18 protein-coding genes are annotated in these 16,723 nt (G+C 44.5%); 2 read left to right on the forward strand and 16 right to left on the reverse strand.

Translation table 11 applies throughout. The annotated features are described in order from the left end of the window. Window positions 1–31: 31 nt before the first annotated feature. Both BLP33_RS15075 and ilvA read left to right on the forward strand, forming a co-directional pair. Window positions 32–1,198: a 2-isopropylmalate synthase gene (locus tag BLP33_RS15075; protein ID WP_090530095.1), complete on the forward strand. Its 1,167-nt coding sequence runs from the start codon at window positions 32–34 to the stop codon at window positions 1,196–1,198. 2 nt (window positions 1,199–1,200) lie between these two features. Further along, window positions 1,201–2,451: a threonine ammonia-lyase IlvA gene (ilvA, locus tag BLP33_RS15080; protein ID WP_090530098.1), complete on the forward strand. Its 1,251-nt coding sequence runs from the start codon at window positions 1,201–1,203 to the stop codon at window positions 2,449–2,451. 102 nt (window positions 2,452–2,553) lie between these two features. On the opposite strand, the gene ftcD is transcribed toward ilvA, so the two are convergent. From ftcD to BLP33_RS15160, 16 genes are all read right to left on the reverse strand, one after another. Beyond that, the gene (gene ftcD / locus BLP33_RS15085) at window positions 2,554–4,245 is read right to left on the reverse strand and encodes a glutamate formimidoyltransferase (protein WP_090530101.1); all 1,692 of its coding nucleotides are present in this window, start codon (window positions 4,243–4,245) and stop codon (window positions 2,554–2,556) included. Window positions 4,246–4,297: 52 nt separating this feature from the next. After that, window positions 4,298–5,524 carry an imidazolonepropionase gene (gene hutI / locus BLP33_RS15090; RefSeq protein ID WP_090530104.1) on the reverse strand — a complete coding sequence of 409 codons (1,227 nt, stop codon included), beginning with the start codon at window positions 5,522–5,524 and terminating at the stop codon, window positions 4,298–4,300. A 102-nt stretch (window positions 5,525–5,626) separates the two neighbouring features. After that, complete coding sequence (gene hutU, locus BLP33_RS15095) at window positions 5,627–7,297, reverse strand: urocanate hydratase (protein ID WP_090530107.1); 1,671 nt, start codon at window positions 7,295–7,297, stop codon at window positions 5,627–5,629. After that, entirely contained in the window at window positions 7,275–8,834 is a 1,560-nt protein-coding gene (hutH, locus tag BLP33_RS15100) for a histidine ammonia-lyase (protein WP_090530110.1), read from the reverse strand. Before hutH ends, hutU begins: the two co-directional genes overlap by 23 nt. Next, a complete protein-coding gene (locus BLP33_RS15105) occupies window positions 8,827–9,336 on the reverse strand; it encodes a MarR family winged helix-turn-helix transcriptional regulator (protein ID WP_090530113.1) in 510 nt (169 codons plus the stop codon). The genes hutH and BLP33_RS15105 overlap by 8 nt, the downstream gene beginning before the upstream one ends. 162 nt (window positions 9,337–9,498) lie before the next feature. Beyond that, window positions 9,499–10,326 (reverse strand): OmpA family protein, encoded by an 828-nt coding sequence (locus tag BLP33_RS15110; RefSeq protein ID WP_254780156.1) that lies wholly within the window; start codon window positions 10,324–10,326, stop codon window positions 9,499–9,501. Between the two features lie 23 nt (window positions 10,327–10,349). Beyond that, a complete protein-coding gene (locus tag BLP33_RS15115; protein WP_090530120.1) occupies window positions 10,350–11,012 on the reverse strand; it encodes a DUF2461 domain-containing protein in 663 nt (220 codons plus the stop codon). Next, complete coding sequence (locus BLP33_RS15120) at window positions 10,990–11,394, reverse strand: DUF983 domain-containing protein (RefSeq protein ID WP_175490026.1); 405 nt, start codon at window positions 11,392–11,394, stop codon at window positions 10,990–10,992. The genes BLP33_RS15115 and BLP33_RS15120 overlap by 23 nt, the downstream gene beginning before the upstream one ends. A gap of 53 nt (window positions 11,395–11,447) precedes the next feature. After that, window positions 11,448–11,726 (reverse strand): hypothetical protein, encoded by a 279-nt coding sequence (locus BLP33_RS15125; protein WP_090530123.1) that lies wholly within the window; start codon window positions 11,724–11,726, stop codon window positions 11,448–11,450. Window positions 11,727–11,751: 25 nt separating this feature from the next. After that, window positions 11,752–12,327, reverse strand: a complete 576-nt coding sequence (locus BLP33_RS15130) for a DUF420 domain-containing protein (protein ID WP_090530126.1) — start codon at window positions 12,325–12,327, stop codon at window positions 11,752–11,754. Window positions 12,328–12,333: 6 nt separating this feature from the next. Continuing rightward, entirely contained in the window at window positions 12,334–13,032 is a 699-nt protein-coding gene (locus BLP33_RS15135) for an SCO family protein (protein WP_090530128.1), read from the reverse strand. Beyond that, entirely contained in the window at window positions 13,032–13,370 is a 339-nt protein-coding gene (locus tag BLP33_RS15140; RefSeq protein ID WP_090530131.1) for a cytochrome C oxidase subunit IV family protein, read from the reverse strand. The genes BLP33_RS15135 and BLP33_RS15140 overlap by 1 nt, the downstream gene beginning before the upstream one ends. 13 nt (window positions 13,371–13,383) lie before the next feature. Next, window positions 13,384–14,103 (reverse strand): cytochrome c oxidase subunit 3, encoded by a 720-nt coding sequence (locus BLP33_RS15145; protein WP_090530134.1) that lies wholly within the window; start codon window positions 14,101–14,103, stop codon window positions 13,384–13,386. 21 nt (window positions 14,104–14,124) lie between these two features. Next, a complete protein-coding gene (locus tag BLP33_RS15150; protein ID WP_254780158.1) occupies window positions 14,125–14,697 on the reverse strand; it encodes a cytochrome c oxidase subunit 3 in 573 nt (190 codons plus the stop codon). A gap of 13 nt (window positions 14,698–14,710) precedes the next feature. Next, window positions 14,711–15,577 carry a heme o synthase gene (gene cyoE / locus BLP33_RS15155; RefSeq protein ID WP_090530138.1) on the reverse strand — a complete coding sequence of 289 codons (867 nt, stop codon included), beginning with the start codon at window positions 15,575–15,577 and terminating at the stop codon, window positions 14,711–14,713. Further along, on the reverse strand, window positions 15,574–16,632 hold the full coding sequence (locus BLP33_RS15160; RefSeq protein WP_090530141.1) for a COX15/CtaA family protein: 1,059 nt from the start codon (window positions 16,630–16,632) through the stop codon (window positions 15,574–15,576). Before BLP33_RS15160 ends, cyoE begins: the two co-directional genes overlap by 4 nt. Window positions 16,633–16,723 lie beyond the last annotated feature (91 nt).

Consider the following 16,723-nt stretch of genomic DNA (forward strand, 5'->3'; position numbering starts at 1 on the left):
ATATCTAACATCTCAAATCAAAATAAAAGATATGTTACACGATCCCAACCGCGTTTATGTTTTTGATACCACGCTCCGCGATGGCGAGCAGGTACCGGGTTGCCAGTTAACAACCCCCGAAAAGATTGAGATAGCTAAGGAACTGGAACTACTGGGCGTGGATATTATTGAAGCAGGTTTCCCGGTTTCAAGTCCGGGCGACTTCCAAAGCGTTGTTGAAATTTCAAAAGCCGTTAAAGAGCCTACCGTTTGTGCGCTTACGCGTGCCAACAAAGGTGATATTGACGCTGCTGTAGCATCTCTGCAATATGCCAAACGTCCGAGGATCCACACGGGTATCGGTTCGTCTGACATGCATATCAAACATAAATTCAACAGCACTCGCGAAGAGATTTTGGAGCGCGCTGTTGAAGCCGTTAAATACGCAAAAAAATCAGTTGAAGACATTGAGTTTTACGCCGAAGATGCCGGCAGGGCCGATGTGGTTTACCTGGCCCAAATGGTTGAAGCTGTTATCGCCGCAGGTGCTACCGTAGTAAATATTCCTGATACCAATGGTTATTGCCTGCCCGATCAGTATGGTGCTAAGATCAAGTTTTTGAAAGAGAACGTTAAAAATATTGATAAGGCTATCATTTCGGTACATTGCCACAATGATCTTGGTTTGGCTACCGCCAATTCCATCGCCGGTTTACAAAACGGTGCCCGCCAGATTGAAGGTACCATCAATGGTATCGGCGAGCGTGCAGGTAATACCTCTATAGAAGAGGTGGTGATGATCCTGAAAACGCACCATACCTTAGGCTTGCATACCAACATCGACTCTAAACGGTTCTATGAATTGAGCCAGATGATCCGCACACAAATGCGGATGCCGGTACAGCCTAATAAAGCTATTGTAGGTGCAAATGCCTTTGCACACAGCTCTGGCATTCACCAGGACGGTTTCCTGAAGATGCGTGAAAACTATGAGATCATTCGCCCTGAAGATGTAGGCTTTCCGAGCGCCACAATAGTGCTAACCGCGCGCAGCGGCAGGCATGCTCTGAAATTCCATCTGGAGCGTTTAGGATATACGCTGGATAAGGAAGAACTTGCTTTTGTTTACAATAACTTTTTAACGCTTGCCGATAGTAAGCTTGACATAAATGACCAGGATTTGCAAGGCCTTATGGCGCACCGACTGGTAAAAAACTAACAATGGAAACTGATACAAAAAGCCAGCTTGATTTTGAAGCGGCATATCAGCGGATAAAAGACGTTGTGAAACGTACACCGCTGGAATACAACGCCGGACTTTCGGCCAAATACGAGTGTGAAGTTTATTTAAAACGCGAAGACCTGCAGGTTGTTCGCTCATATAAGTTGCGCGGCGCATACAACATGATCAGTCAGTTAAATGACGATGAATTGAGCCGCGGCGTGGTTTGCGCCAGTGCGGGTAACCATGCCCAGGGCGTAGCCTTTTCATGCAATAAAAGGAATATCAAGGGTGTAATCTTTATGCCCGAAATTACCCCCAAACAAAAGGTTAAACAAACAGCCATGTTTGGCAACGGTAATATAGAAATTGTGCTCACCGGCGATACGTTTGACGATTGCCTGGCCGAGGCGCTGATCTATACAGAAAAAAATAAAATGACCTTCATCCCTCCTTTTGATGACTACCGCGTTATTGAAGGCCAGGGAACCGTAGGCGTTGAAATACTGCAGGACCTGCCCGATGTCGAAGTGGCGATTATGCCCATCGGGGGTGGCGGCTTTGCGTCGGGAACAGGCACCTATCTTAAGAATAACAATCCTGATATCCGCCTGATAGGCGTTGAACCCGAAGGCGCCCCATCTATGTTGGGTGCCATAAATCATGGTAAGCCAATTACGTTAGACGAGATAGACCGCTTTGTTGACGGTGCTGCCGTTAAACGTGTTGGCACGTTAACTTACAATATCTGCAAAGATATCCTGGACGATATGCTACTGGTGCCCGAAGGTAAAATCTGCACCACCATACTCAAACTATACAACGAGGATGCCATAGTGGTTGAACCCGCAGGCGCGCTATCTGTTGCTGCGCTCGACGCATGCAAAGAGCAGATTAAAGGTAAAAAGGTAGTTTGTATCATCAGTGGCGGTAACAACGATATTGCCCGTATGCAGGAGATCAAAGAAAAATCACTCCTGTACGAAGGTTTGAAACATTACTTCATTGTTCGTTTCCCGCAGCGTCCGGGTGCTTTAAAGTTATTTGTGAATAGTGTATTAGGCCCTGGCGATGATATTACCCGTTTCGAATTCATCAAAAAGAATGAGAAAGAAAACGGTCCTGCACTGGTTGGTATCGAGCTAAAAAATGCCGAAGACTATCCTGCTTTGCTGCAACGCATGCACGCGCACCGTTTCAATGTTATTGAACTGAATAAAGACCAGACCTTGTTTGAGTATTTGGTGTAATACACTAAATCTCAAACCTACCATTAAGTTCTCTATAAGACTTACGAGGTTTTAAAAACTTCGTAAGTCTGTCTTAAAATGACGTTTTGGAAGCAGCTTCGACTACTCCAACCCTATTTTCTCATTCACTAACTCAATAATCTCCGCTTCCAGCGCAATCGCTTTCCGCTCAATTTCATTACCGCGGTAAATAACGTCAACTACATAGCTCTTATCCTTATAGCCCGAAGCGTTGATCTTTACATTCATGAATGCGCCTAATACCGCGGTACGGGCACAAAGAGCGGCCACACCGGCATCGGTTATTGAGTTGGGGTTACCGCTTAGTGTCATTGCTTTTATTACTTCCATGCTGTCCAAAGCGGCTTCCATAACCTTAAAAGGAATTTCAATAGCATAGCGGGTAGCATCCTGAATAGCTTTATCACGGATTGCCCTTTCCTCGTCGTTTGATTTTGGAAGAGCAAACGACTCCATGATCTGATTAAAGGCTGTAGTATCCTGATCGACCAATGCTAACAGTTCATTCTTAAACTGCTGACCTTTTTGTGCCCAGTCGCTAAACTCCTGCCAGCGGCTGTCCCAACCTTTTTTATGCGAGCTCAGGTTAGCCACCATAGTAGCCAACGAAGCTCCCAAAGCGCCAACAGCTGCTGATATTGAACCACCACCCGGCGCCGGGCTTTCGCTCGCGGTTTCATCGGCCAGATCGGTAAGGCTCATATTAATGAGCTTGCTGCCGGCTTTATCTTTCAGCAAATATTCAATGATCCGTTCTTCGGGTTTAAAGGGTGAAAGCTCATCAAGCCCCATCGATTTAATAGCTATCCTGATCAGTTCTTTTTCGCTTACACCTACAGAACGCTGCTGCTTCTCTAAAAAATATTTGCCCGCATCAAGCATCGCCTTCAAGGGGATCAGGCCTACAAGCTCGCTGCCTGTTACCCTGATACCGCGCGCGGCAGCTTTGTCACACACTTCATCAAAGGCTTTATGTACCGGGGTAATATTGATATTGGTTAGATTCATCGAGATCTGGGCAATACCATATTCCTCAATGTACCAGCCAATGGCCTTTACCGCTTTCAATGAACCCGGAATAGTTTTGGCTTTGCCGTTTTCATCATATACTATTTTACCGTTGATCGGATCCCCCTCGCGCAGGGTACGGCCGGCTTCACGTACATCAAAGGCGATAGAATTTGCCCGGCGGACAGAAGTAGTATTCAGGTTAACGTTATAAGCAACTAAAAAATCACGTGCCCCAATTACAGTTGCCCCGCGCTTAACATCGTTCTCCGCCGGACCGAAATCGGGTGCCCACTCGGGTTGTTTGATCTTCTTGAAAAAACCCTCATACTCCCCTGCGCGGATCACCGAGAGGTTACTCCGGCTTTTGTTAGGCTGCGCAGCCTCATACAAATAAACCGGGATCTGCAATTCATCACCTACACGTTTGGCCAATTGCTTAGCATATTCCGCAGTTTCCTCCATCGTAATATTACTGATCGGTATCAGCGGGCAAACATCTGTTGCGCCCATCCTTGGGTGTTCGCCTTTTTGCCTGCTCATATCAATCAGTTCGCCTGCTTTTTTTATGGCACGATAGGCGGCTTCAATCACTTTTTCCGGTTCGCCCACAAAAGTTACCACGGTTCGGTTAGTGGCCTTTCCCGGATCAACATTGAGTAATCTTACCCCCTCAACAGATTCAACTGCATCTGTTATCTGTTTAATGATATCGAGGTTAACACCTTCGCTAAAATTGGGTACGCATTCTATTAATTTGGTCATTGGTTCATTAGTTCAATGGTTCATTGGTAACTAAGCAAGTTGCAAAACTTGCTTAATCGTTATTCTCTGCCGTCCAAACTTGGGCTGGTTTTAGTTTTCCCTGTTGGTATAAGATCTCACGGTAATCATTACATGGATAGGCCTGCATATCGGCAAGCTTACCTTTGGTTAATACACCGCGATCATTTAGTTTTAATGCCTGTGCCGCGCGATAAGTTAAACCCGCGAAAACTTCGGCCGTGTTTAATTTCTCAGCCGCCGCCATTACCGACGCCTGCATCAGCAGATCGCCCATTGGAGCCGAACCGGGGTTCCAGTCGCTGGCAATGGCGAGGCAGGCTGCGGCATCAAGCAGTTTCCGGGCAGGGGCATATCCCATTCCCAAGCCTAACGAGGCGCCGGGTAAAGTTACAGCAACAGTATCTGAATTGGCTAATAATTTTATCTCATAATCGCCGCTCGCTTCCAGATGATCCGCTGAGGCTGCCCTTGCTTTAACTGCAACTTCGCTACCTCCGGTTGTAAACTGATCGGCATGAACGGTAGCCTCAAATCCCATCTGCTTGGCCCTGCTTAAATAAAATAGGGCATCGCTGGTATTGAAAGCGCTTTGCTCAATAAAAACATCCACCCGGTTGGCCAAATCCTGTTGCTTTATCTTCGGCAACAGCTCATTCAGCAAATATTTCAGATATTCATTTCCGTCACCATCAAAATCTTTAGGTTTAATGTGCGCGGCGAGACAGGTTGGCACAATATGAGCATGAGTTTTATTACCAGCCTGACGAATAGCCTTTAGCTGTTTGAGTTCTTCAGTGGGCGACAATCCGTAACCGCTTTTGATTTCAATAGTTGTTACCCCCTCTGCCAAATGACGGGCTATCCGTTTCGTCATTAAACTGCTTAATTCAGTTTCGGTAGCTGCGCTGGTTTGTGTAACTGAATCCCAGATCCCGCCGCCCGAGGCTGCAATTTCCAGATAGCTTTTACCGGCATTGCGCATGGCATAATCCTTAGCCCGGCTACCTGCAAAACAGATATGCGTATGGCAATCCACAAAGCCAGGCAGCAAGATCTGATCGCCGGTTATTTCTTCTATTTGCACCGACGGGTGGTTTTTACGGAGCTTTTCAAAATCATCAACAGCTAATATAAGGCAATCTTCAACCAATACGCCGCCGTTGGTAACAATCTGCAATTGCTCATCCTTCAGCGCGCCTTTAAGCGGCAAGCCTGTTAAAGGCAGTATTTGAGTGAATGGACCTATTAGTTTTTTCATCTTTTTAAGCTGAATGCAAAAGGCTGAAAGCATAAAGCTTCCTTAACCAAATGAAGACATAAACAATATTTCGATAAAAGCTTTGAGTCTTTGACTTTTGCTTTAAGCTCTCAACCCAAACTTATCCGCCCATTCGGCAGCTTTATCATATCCGGCATCAGTATGCCTAAAAATACCCATAGCCGGGTCGTTATGTAATACCCGTTTCAGGCAAGTTGCTGCGCGATGGCTGCCGTCGGCCAGTACCACCATGCCGGCGTGCTGAGAATAGCCCATGCCTACCCCGCCGCCATGATGGAACGAGATCCAGGTTGCGCCGCCTGATGCATTGGCCATCAGGTTAAGCAACGGCCAGTCGGATACCGCGTCCGAGCCATCTAACATGGCTTCCGTTTCCCGGTTGGGCGATGCTACTGAACCACAGTCCAGGTGGTCGCGACCAATTACTATCGGGCCTTTTACTTTGCCGGATGCCACCAGTTCGTTAAATATCAGTCCGGCTTTTTCACGTTCGCCCATCCCAAGCCAGCAGATGCGGGCAGGCAGGCCCTGAAAAGCAATTTTCTCCCGAGCTTTTTTAAGCCAGGTAATCAAAGGTTTATTTTCGGGAAAAGCTTCGATCAGCGCCTGATCGGTAGCATAAATATCCTCCGGATCGCCGGATAACGCTACCCACCTGAACGGACCTTTACCCTCGCAAAACAGCGGACGGATATAAGCCGGCGTAAAACCCGGAAAGTTAAAAGCATCAGCTTCGCCACCCTGCCGCGCAAACTCGCGCAAGTTGTTGCCATAATCAAATGTTATGGCACCTCTTTTTTGTAGTTCCAGCATCAAGCTCACATGCCTTGCCATACTTTTTAGCGAAAGTCGTTTATATTCAACCGCATCGCTTTTCCTCAAAGCAGCGGCAGCATCTAATGACAAACCATTGGGAATATAGCCATTTAACGGATCATGTGCCGAAGTTTGGTCGGTAAGCATATCAAGGATGATATTATCTTTCAATAGTTTTTCGAGCAAATCACCGGCATCGCTTACTAATCCCACCGAAAGCGGCTCCTTTTTAGCGATGGCTTCTTTTACCCAGGCGATAGCTTCATCATATGAATCCGTCATCCGGTCGATATATTTCGTATCAACCCGTTTTTGGATCCGGGATGCATCCACATCGGCACCTAAAAATACAGCGCCCGCCATGGTTGCAGCCAATGGCTGAGCACCGCCCATGCCACCTAAACCGGCGCTTACAATGAGTTTTCCGGCCAGGTCGCCCTTGAAATGTTGGTTACCACATTCCACAAAGGTTTCATAAGTGCCCTGCAAAATGCCCTGTGTACCTATATAAATCCAGCTGCCGGCAGTCATCTGTCCGTACATCATCAGCCCTTTTTCGCGCAGCTCATTAAAATGTTCCCAGTTGGCCCATGCAGGCACCAGGTTACTGTTGGCTATCAAAACCCTTGGCGCTTCCGGGTGACTGCGGATAATCCCAACCGGCTTGCCCGACTGGATAAGCAACGAATGATATTCGTCAAGTTCCAGCAGCAACTCAATAATTTTACGAAGTGCATCAGGATTGCGGGCGGCCTGGCCAATGCCACCATAAACAACCAATTCATCAGGATTTTCGGCTACCTGGCCATCAAGGTTGTTAAGCAGCATCCTGAGCGGGGCCTCGGTTTGCCAGCTTTTGGCATGAAGCTGCATACCACGCGGCGCTTTATACACCGGGTGATTAGCATAGGTTTTAATAAATTCCGAACTCGTCATGACTTAAATCTATTTGGTGAGCGATAGCAGCTTCACCTGCAGTTTTCAGCAGGGAGCCATCCGTAATCAGTTTGTGGAGGCTGTTAATATCATCGGCAAAAACACGGTCATCCTGTATAAAAGCAACGTGTCGCCTTACTAATTGATGGCAAGCTTCAATAACAGGAGTCGATTTTAACGGCCTGCGGAAATCCATGGCCTGGGCTGCGTAAAGCAATTCAATAGCCTGAATGTATTCAATGTTATCTATTACCTGGTGCAGCTTACGCCCGCTGATGGAGCCCATGGATACATGATCTTCCTGTCCTAAGGAGGTAGGCACGCTATCGGCACTGGCGGGGAAACACAAGGTTTTATTTTCGGTAACGAGGGCAGCAGTAGTATACTGTGGGATCATTAAGCCCGAATTAAGTCCGGCATCATGCGTAAGCAGTTTGGGCAAACCGTAACGACCCTCGCTCATCAGGTAGCAACGCCTGTCGGCTATGTTACCAATTTCAGCCGCTGCGGTGGTTGCATAATCAAGCGGCAAAGCAAGGGGCTGCCCATGAAAATTGCCCCCGCTAATCGTATCATCGGCGTTAAAAATAACCGGGTTATCGGTAACCGAATTGAGTTCGATTTCCGTAAGCTCTTTCAGGTGCAGCCATGCATTGCGCGATGCACCATGTACCTGCGGCATACAACGCAACGAATATGGATCCTGTACCCTATCACAATTGATGTGCGACGAATTGATTTCCGATCCGTCAAGCAAAGTAAACAGGCGATGGGCTACCATCCTTGTACCTTTAAAAGGCCTGATCTGGTGCAGCCGCTCATCAAAAGGACGGATAGAGCCCATCAATCCCTCTAATGACATGGCACCGATGAGGTCGGCACGGTTCAGAACATCATCCAGGCGTTGTACAGCCTTGGCTGCAAAAGCCAGGATAAACTGTGTGCCATTGATAAGGGCAAGGCCTTCTTTAGGGCCAAGGGATAACGGCTGTAAACCGTGCTTCTTTAAAAGTTCTCCGGCCGGTATCCTCCCGCCATTCTCAAATACTTCTCCCAAACCAATTAATGGTAAAAACAGGTGCGATAAGGGTGCCAGGTCACCGGAAGCCCCAACCGAACCTTTTTCGGGAACTACCGGGATAATATCATTATCGATATGCCAGATGATCCGTTCAAGCGTTGCAAGCGCAATGCCTGAATAGCCCTGCGCCAAAGCCTGCACTTTGGTAATCATCATGAGTTTGGCTATTTCCTGCGGGATAGGCGTGCCCACACCCACGCTATGACTTTTAAGGATATTGCTTTGCAGCAAACTGGTGTCTTCCTCCGAAATCCGGGTATCGCAAAGCGGGCCAAAGCCGGTATTAATGCCGTAAACCGGATGATGGCTATGCACAATTTTTTCCACCTCGCGCCATGAAGATTTGATCATGTCGGCGGCTTCTTTGTTAATGATGCCTTTGGTTTTGCCCGCTGCTATATCAAGACAAATACCTATTGTAAGATGGTCGGTGCCGTAATTAAATTTATCAGTCATTGCCGGCGGGTTTTAAATTGGTATTCAGTTTTTCAACGATGTTATCGGCCAGTTTAGTTTGGCGGAAAGTATTTTCAAGCGCGCTTATGGCAGGCAGTAATTGTTTCGCCGCTTCGTCTTTAGCAACAAGTTCGACCATCGACAGACTGATAGCATCCCAAACCGGTACTACCTGCTTTAGTAACTCACGCCCTTCGGCTGTAAGGGTAACCAGTTGTCGCCTGCCATCGTCGCTACAGGTATCAGTACTTACAAGTCCTCTTTTTTTCAGGTTAGTGATCAGCTGACTGGCAGCAGGATGTGAAACCTCTATCTGTTCGCTTAATTCTTTGATAGATAAAGCATCATTCCTTGACAGTAAATAAAACACGGGAAACCAGCTGGCATCAAAATCGATACCCGCGGTTTGATAAGCACGATTAATTTCGGCCAAAAAAGCTTCACTCAGCCGCCTCAAACGGCTGCCCAAAACCAGATGCCCGAGGCTTTGATATAAATTCATAATGCAATTTATATAAGTGCTTATATAATTGCAAATTTTATTTTGGACTTGTGTAAATGTTATTTTTTTGACTGTAGAGGCGCATCACATGCGTCTCTACAACAAAACAGCTCAAACAAATAACAAAAAAGCTCCCGGTGGTTATCCGGGAGCCTTTCATTATTACTTAGTGATCAGGTTATATAACTCATCGAGCTTAGGGGTAAGCACGATCTCTATTCGCCTGTTCTTTGCGCGGGCTTCGTCGGTGCCGGAGGCATCTACCGGCTGGAACTCACTCTTACCTGTCGCGGTAAGCCTGTGCGGGTCAACACCTTCAGTTTCGGTAAGGTAGCGGGTTACCGAGGTAGCGCGTAAAACGCTCAAATCCCAGTTATCTTTGATCTGGCCAAGGTTTTTTACTTTCTTATCATCCGTATGACCTTCAACCGCCATATTGATATCTGGTTCCTTGTTTACTACCACCGCTAATTGCTTCAACGCAGCCTTACCCTTCTCATCAATAATGATACTGCCCGAAGGGAACAATAACTTATCAGCTAATGATACATAAACCTTGCCATTTCTGATATCTACTGTTAAACCGCTTTGCTGAAAGCCTAATAATGCCTTCTGCAATTTATCTTTCAATGCATTAGTAGCCTCATCGCGTTTCTTTAAAATATCTTCTACTTCCTTTAAACGAGCTTCACGTTTTTTCAAATCAGCGGCCAGTCTTGAGGTTTGGGCGGCCAATTCGTTAGCTTTTGATGATGTTGCATCCAGGTTGCTGTTTAATACACTGTTGTTTTTGCGCAGATCGGCAAGCTGGTTGTGCAGGCGGGCTGTATCTGCCTGCAGTTGTGCAAGCTCTCCTTCAAGGTTTGTTGTGCGGTTAGCTAAAGAGTCACGTTCGGCAACAAGGCTTTTGTATGCTTTTGGAGACATTACCTTGCATGAGTACATTGTGAAACATACAGCAGCGGCTAAAAATGCATATCTAATTTTCATAGTTATTAAGGGGTTATATCGAATTAAGAAAGGGCGTTCTTCAAAAATACATTAAGCGGATGGATCATGCTGCATACATCAGCAACCAACTTTTCCGCACCAGGAGCCGTTAGCTCTTTATCTTCCAGCTTATGCCAGGCTACAAAGCTTTTAAGCTTCAGCAGGTCGATATTTTCATTGTCGGGTTCATATCCTTTGGGTACCGACTTAAGTTGCTCCTGCTTCCTGAAATCGCCGAATAGCTTAACAAACGCCTTATCATCGATGATCTTTTTCAGATCGTCAGCGTTATAATCTATTTCCTGGCGAATGGCTTTCAGATGCGGCGCTTCGGGCATCCAGTATCCGCCGCCGATAAATGAATTACCCGGTTGGATATGCAGATAATATTCCACACCGCCACCTTTTAAGCCCGAGATTGGCATACTTACCCCAAAGTTATTTTTGTAAGGTGCTTTATTTTTACTGAAGCGGATGTCGCGGTAAATGCGCATCACACATTTTTTGGCATCAAGGTTCTCGTCCATGCATGCCTCAATCTTACGAACGCTGTCAAGCACCTTCGTTGTAAAATCAATTACATTTTCGCGGGCTTTATCGTAACGCTTTTTATTGGCGGCAAACCATTCGCGGTTATTATTTTCGGCGAGATCTTTTAAAAAATCAATACTTTCCTGGTATATCATCGGTATCTAAATAGCTTTGGTAATGTATCTTGGGTGATAACCAATACAACAAAAACACACGCGAATATCTGAAATTTACAGGAGCAAGTACAAAACAGCCTAAAATTATAGCGCCAAGATATAACCATGGCGAATCCTGGTTATGGGTAACCAAATAAGTAAGCCAGGCAATGCCGAGGGCCTCGCCCACATTTAGTGCATAGCTAACGTACATGGCGGCATAAAAATAACCGGGCTCAATCTCAAAGAAAAGACCACAATGAGGGCAGTTAAGATTTATTTTATTGGAGAAACTGTAAGGGCTACCCTTAAACATATCGCCGCGCCTGCAGCGCGGACATTTACATTTAAGCATAGCCCATGACTTTGGTGTTTGCGACACGATAAGTATCTTATAAGGTTACAAAAGCGGCAAATAATACCCGCAGTTGCTTATTAATTCAGATTAAGTTTTTCGCCGCGCATCTCAAGCTTAACATCTTTACGGCGGTATTTTTTATACCAGATGTAGCCACCTAATGCAGCAGCAAAATAAGGAGCGCCCAATAAAAACAGGATCCCGTTATTTAAACCCCTTGTTTTTGAACTACCGCTTTGAGCGTTGGTTTCGACAGTAGCAGCGCATTGTGCGCACTGAGCTTTTACAGGTTCACGGGCAATTAGCATAAGGCCAAGGGCCAGTACAAAAAGGATAACTTTAAAACCTTGTTTCATAAGAACAAATTTAACCAATTATAAATTAAAAATGATAAAACGGGCGGATCATTAAGTAAACCACCACACCGCTCGCAGTAACGTACAGCCATATCGGGAATGCCCAGCGCACCAGCTTACGGTGCTTTTCAACCTGCATTTGCAGCCCGCGGTAAAAGCTCAATAATATTAACGGTAAAACAGCTGCTGCAAGTATAATATGGGGCGTCAGAATGGTTAAGTATATTGTCCTTAAAGAACCTGCAGATGTCCTTTCTGCTGCTGACAACTGCCCATCGCCGTTAAGATCTCCGTAAACGATCTCGTTACGCATCAGGTAATGAAACAGGATATACGATACAAGGAATAACGATGATAAACAGAACGTAATAATGTTAAGTTTTTTATGCAGTGTTATATTCCCTTGTTTAATTTGATATAACGACAAAAGAAGCAATAAGGTACAAGTGCCGTTAAGTACAGCATTAAGCATCGGCAGGTAAGGTGTAAAAGCAGGAGCCACAGCCGGGCCCGGGATCAGGTGCCTGTTTAACAAAACAACTACTGCAATTACAAATATGGTAACACCCGCAACAAAGCGGATTATAAATTTATCACTCATGGCAAATTAATATAACGGCTTATCAACTTTACGAAGCTCTTCGGCTATCAACACTTTTATCTCATCGTTAAGGCGGTTTACCTCTGGTGTTACCGCTGCTTTGTAATATCCACGAATCCGGTGTTCCTGATCAACCAGTACAAAATCATCGCTGTAAACAAAGTCGCTACCGGCTTTTGCAGCATTTACAAACAGCCCATTACGGGCAAAGTTGTAAACCGATGAAGTATCGCCACTGCACATCAGCCAGCGGTTTGATTCGGGCTTAAATGTTTGCAGGTATTTGTTTAATACTTCCTGAGTATCATGTTCCGGATCAACTGTGATGGTTAAAAAGTAAACCATCTTGTTTTTGTAATACGTACCCACCAGCCAGCTCATGTTTTTGTTGATGGTTTGACAAACCGTAGGGCAGTTAGCGTAAAAGAAATTAACTACAAAAATCTTTCCTTTCAGTGTGTTCAGTGTAACCGGCTTTCCTTCCTGATCGGTAAGTTTAAAATCAGGAATGGTGTGGTAAATGGTATCAGGAATGTACTTGCCGTGAAATTTATGCCCTGTTTTGGCAACCACCTTTGGCCCAAAAACAGCGAGGGGCTTATACCTGTTTTTACCTTTAGCGGTAAGTAAATAATATAAAAATCCCGGTACCGCTAATATGAGTACCAGGATCAGGATCTTTTTTAATATAGAAGCCTTGTTCATTACCTCAGGTCAACCCAGTGGTGGCTTTCGTTTGTAAGTACCAGGATTAAACCGATTATAAATATTACCGGAATTGCTATTGACAATATGAGACCCATTTTCTCAAACTTCAAGTGCATGAAATATGCAACTATATAAAATGCTTTAAGCAAGGTTAAAACGATATATACAGGATTGGCATACTGTATCGGAAGAATTCCTTTAGGCACACATACAAGCGCGATAAAGAATTCGATACAGGTAATAACAGTTAAGATACCTGCAACCTGCCATATCCGCTTTCTGCTCATGGTTTCATGATCACCATCGTGATGAATTTCGTGCGATTCTGCTGACATATGATAAATATTTTTAAACTAAGTAAAAGAATGTAAATACGAATACCCAAACAAGGTCTACAAAGTGCCAGTACAAACCAACCTTTTCAACCATTAAATAACTGCCTCGTTTTTCGTATGTGCCCATTAACACGTTTACTGTAATAATAATGTTGATAATAACACCTGTAAATACGTGGAAACCGTGGAAACCTGTGATAGTAAAGAACAAGTTAGCAAACTCCTGCGAAGTCATATGTTGCACAGCTTCGGTGCCGCCGGTAAATAACTTTTTAAGTTCTTCGGCAGGCGGAACACTTCCCCACCAGAAACCTTCATGGTGTAAATGTCCCCATTCCAAAGCCTGGCAACCAAGGAACATGAAACCGCCTATCACTGTAGCTATCATCCAACCTACTACCTCTTTTTTAGCATTACGATGGCCCGCCTCTACAGCCAATACCATAGTAACAGAACTTGCAATGAGGATGAAGGTCATTAAACCCACAAACACCAATGGTGCACCGTGATCAACTAATCCGGGTACTGATTGAAAAACCTTATCCGCACCTGGCCATACGCTTGCGCTGAAACGCAATGAACCGTAAGCTATCAATAACGATGAAAAGGTAAATGCATCCGAAAGGAGGAAAAACCACATCATTATTTTTCCGTACTCCACGTTGAACGGGGATCTTCCTCCCGACCAGGGCGAAGTTTTTACTTCGTCAATTTGTGAAACTGTTGTACTCATCTGTACTAATCTATGGGTGTATTAATTATGATTCAAAAGTAAAAAAACATAGAGATAAATCCATATAATATCGAGAAAATGCCAGAAAATGGAAGTTAATTCCATCTTAAACATATTCCTTACCTGGGGGATATTACGGTATGTACCTATAAGTGTATTTATTAGCAATAACAGCGCCGCAAAAATGTGTACCAAATGCGCGCCAACAAAAACATAAACAAAGGAGCGTGAAGCATTAGGATCAACAAAATAGATCTGCATTTTGAAGGTTAACACATAGCAGGCATAGATCTGTAAGGCAAAAAAAGCCAGCCCTAAGCCCAATGTGATCCATAAATACAGCTTCTGTTTGTCAAACTGCAACGCCTTGGCAGCCTTTGACGCTAAAAACAACGAGCCGCTGCTTAACACTATAACAATAGTGCTATACAAAAACGACTGCGGCATGATCACATTTAAACCGTGCCCGCTGCCTCCCGAATAAACGATAAAGCCGCTGGTAAAAGCTGCAAAAAGCATAAATGATGTGAATATGAAGATCCACATATTAAACTTTTTGGCACCAAGGTTCAGCCTGTCGTTATCTTGTTCCATCCTTGCCATCATCTCACTTAACTATAAAATCTACTAAAAACATTATCTGAACTACCGGCAGGTAAAAAAACGAGCCGAACATTAATTTACGAGCCTCGGGTATTTGCCGGGTACGTAACAGCATAAATGACTGATATAAAAATATTAAGCTGCATATCAGCGATACACCGCCTACCCAGTAACCACCATAACCGTAAAAGGTTGGGAATAAACTTACGGGTACTAAAACGATGGCAAATATAAACGTAATTACCGCACTTGTTAAATCTCTTTTACCTGACGGCAACAAGCGAAAACCTGCGAGCTTGTAATCATCATCCAAAACCCAGGCAATAGCCCAGAAATGAACAAACTGCCAGATAAACTGGATAGAGAATAAGATTAAAGCTATTTCGTCTATCCTACCGTGAACCTGCGCAGCTACATAGCCTATAAGCGGCGGCAATGCTCCGGGGATAGCGCCAACAAAAACTGCTGCAATACCCGATTTGCGTTTCAAAGGCGTATACGCAAATGCATACAATAAAATCGAAAATACAGATAGTAAGCCGGTTAACAGGTTTAAGCTGCCTAACAAGTAAGTGCCGGCCATGCCCATGCCTAAACCTAATACTAATGCCTGCCCCGTGGTCATTTTGCCTGAAGGGATTGGCCTGTCCATAGTACGCTTCATCAGCCTATCCAAATCTTTTTCGATGATTTCGTTAAAGGCATTGGCTGCCGATGTAACCAGGAAACCACCTATAATAAGCTTTACCCAATCAATCCAAACAATATGGCCATTTGCGCGACATCCGATTAAAAATGATATCGACGCCGAAAATACCACCAAGGTAGTAAGTCTTGTTTTGATCAATTTTGAAAAATCAGCCCATTTCATCTGCTTACCTCCCTACCCTTAACACCCTGAAATAAATTCAAAAGCAAATAAAACTGTGCCCCAAATATTAAACTCGCCAATACAATATGTGCAGCCTGGGCAACAGGCGGCAATGCGAGATATGATAACAAGATCCCGGTAACTATCTGCAACGTGATCATTAAAAATGTAAAACTCATCAGCTGCTGCTGAATAGAATGCCTGTTAAAGCCTTTACGGATCAAAGCAAACAAAGCAACGTTCAATATCAACACCAAAATGGCTATATCCCTGTGATGTTGAAATATCTCGCCGGCATTAGTGATCCAATCTTTACGGTAACCTCCCTGAAAATGATTGGCAACCGCATCTATTTTCTCACGTACCTCGGTTCCGAAAGCAATTTGCAGAATACTTACAAACAGTGCAGCAAGCGTTATAACGTAAACCAAAGGTGACGATCCTAAAGTACTTTTACCCGAAATCTGCGCTACGTGATAAGTGTAAATACAAATAGCTAAGATAGCCAGCGCTAAAAGCATGTGTACGGTAACAATCCAGGCAATCAAATTGGTAGATACCACGATTGAGCCTAACCACGCCTGAAACCCCACAAGCACCAAATTAAAAATACTCAGGATGGCTATCCTCTTATCCGTTTTCCAGTAGCTGAATGAAAAAACAACCGAAAGCAAAAGAAAAAAGCCAGATAAAGCACCAATAAGGCGGTTGATATACTCAGTCCATGTTTTGCCTGCATTAAACTCCTCAGGCACAAGGATAGAACGATCTTCGCGGATTCGTTTTGCCAGATCACTGTAACCAAATACATCAAGTGTTTTTGCAAAACGCTGGTTCTTTTCAACCCGTTTGGCTACGTATTTCTGTTTATAATCTTTAGGCAGATCACTTATATCAGTAGGCGGAATATACCTTCCGAAGCATTTTGGCCAGTCTGGACATCCCATGCCTGAACCTGAGCTACGCACAACACCACCGGCAAGAATCAAAACAAAGAGCAGAACAATGGTTGTAATATTGATCTTTTGAAACCTATTTTTTCCGGCTGTGCTCATCTAAATAGTTCTAAAAATTTAGGGTACCTATTCTGAATTTGAAGATTTGAAAATTTATTGATTTGAAAATATCGATTTTCAAATTTTTCCA

Origin of the sequence: Mucilaginibacter sp. NFR10, assembly GCF_900100445.1 — a bacterium.
Taxonomy (GTDB): domain Bacteria; phylum Bacteroidota; class Bacteroidia; order Sphingobacteriales; family Sphingobacteriaceae; genus Mucilaginibacter; species Mucilaginibacter rubeus.

Bases quoted from the DNA above. Each gene is read 5' to 3' on its own strand.
- BLP33_RS15075 (WP_090530095.1), top strand. From the start codon at position 32: ATGTTACACGATCCCAACCGCGTTTATGTTTTTGATACCACGCTCCGC.
- ilvA (WP_090530098.1), top strand. From the start codon at position 1,201: ATGGAAACTGATACAAAAAGCCAGCTTGATTTTGAAGCGGCATATCAG.
- ftcD (WP_090530101.1), bottom strand. From the start codon at position 4,245: ATGACCAAATTAATAGAATGCGTACCCAATTTTAGCGAAGGTGTTAAC.
- hutI (WP_090530104.1), bottom strand. From the start codon at position 5,524: ATGAAAAAACTAATAGGTCCATTCACTCAAATACTGCCTTTAACAGGC.
- hutU (WP_090530107.1), bottom strand. From the start codon at position 7,297: ATGACGAGTTCGGAATTTATTAAAACCTATGCTAATCACCCGGTGTAT.
- hutH (WP_090530110.1), bottom strand. From the start codon at position 8,834: ATGACTGATAAATTTAATTACGGCACCGACCATCTTACAATAGGTATT.
- BLP33_RS15105 (WP_090530113.1), bottom strand. From the start codon at position 9,336: ATGAATTTATATCAAAGCCTCGGGCATCTGGTTTTGGGCAGCCGTTTG.
- BLP33_RS15110 (WP_254780156.1), bottom strand. From the start codon at position 10,326: ATGAAAATTAGATATGCATTTTTAGCCGCTGCTGTATGTTTCACAATG.
- BLP33_RS15115 (WP_090530120.1), bottom strand. From the start codon at position 11,012: ATGATATACCAGGAAAGTATTGATTTTTTAAAAGATCTCGCCGAAAAT.
- BLP33_RS15125 (WP_090530123.1), bottom strand. From the start codon at position 11,726: ATGAAACAAGGTTTTAAAGTTATCCTTTTTGTACTGGCCCTTGGCCTT.
- BLP33_RS15130 (WP_090530126.1), bottom strand. From the start codon at position 12,327: ATGAGTGATAAATTTATAATCCGCTTTGTTGCGGGTGTTACCATATTT.
- BLP33_RS15135 (WP_090530128.1), bottom strand. From the start codon at position 13,032: ATGAACAAGGCTTCTATATTAAAAAAGATCCTGATCCTGGTACTCATA.
- BLP33_RS15140 (WP_090530131.1), bottom strand. From the start codon at position 13,370: ATGTCAGCAGAATCGCACGAAATTCATCACGATGGTGATCATGAAACC.
- BLP33_RS15145 (WP_090530134.1), bottom strand. From the start codon at position 14,103: ATGAGTACAACAGTTTCACAAATTGACGAAGTAAAAACTTCGCCCTGG.
- BLP33_RS15150 (WP_254780158.1), bottom strand. From the start codon at position 14,697: ATGGAACAAGATAACGACAGGCTGAACCTTGGTGCCAAAAAGTTTAAT.
- cyoE (WP_090530138.1), bottom strand. From the start codon at position 15,577: ATGAAATGGGCTGATTTTTCAAAATTGATCAAAACAAGACTTACTACC.
- BLP33_RS15160 (WP_090530141.1), bottom strand. From the start codon at position 16,632: ATGAGCACAGCCGGAAAAAATAGGTTTCAAAAGATCAATATTACAACC.